1 pseudogene is annotated in these 534 nt (G+C 29.6%); it reads left to right on the top strand.

Going from position 1 to position 534, the window contains the following annotated elements:
• Positions 1-534: pseudogene (locus CPX_RS03055) on the top strand (type IVB secretion system protein DotG/IcmE); the annotation flags it as partial.

The raw sequence follows: 534 nt of genomic DNA, 5'->3' as shown, positions 1-534 counted from the left end.
GAAAAAATAGAGCATTTACACTTCAAGAATTAAGAGATGCTGGATTTACAGCTAAGGAATTAAAAGATGCTGGATGTACATCTAAACAATTAAAAGATCTTGGATATACAGTTAAAGAATTAAGAAGAAATGCTGGATATACAATTTTCGAAATATTAAATGCTGGATATAAATATTCTGACTTAAAATATTATGGTTTTACAGATGGAGAATTAAAAGCTGCTGGTTATAAAACAGCTAAGGAATTAAAAGAAGCTGGAAAAAAAGCTAGTGAATTAAAAGATCTTGGATATACAGTCGAAGAATTAAGAAAAAATAGAGCATTTACACTTCAAGAATTAAAAGATGCTGGGTATACAATGGAAGAATTAATAGATGATTCACACACATCATCAAGGCTTTCTGAATTAAAAGATGTTGGATTCACAGCTAAACAATTAAAAGCTGCTGGTTTTTCCCTTTATGATTTTAAACAAGCTGGATTTACAACCAGAGACTTAAAAGATGCTGGTTATACAATACAACAATTAAGAG

The sequence above is a fragment of the Candidatus Phytoplasma pruni genome, from assembly GCF_001277135.1.
GTDB lineage: Bacteria > Bacillota_I > Bacilli_A > Acholeplasmatales > Acholeplasmataceae > Phytoplasma > Phytoplasma pruni.
Note: the sequence above shows the minus strand (reverse complement) of the source record. Positions and strands in the feature narration are given on the sequence as shown.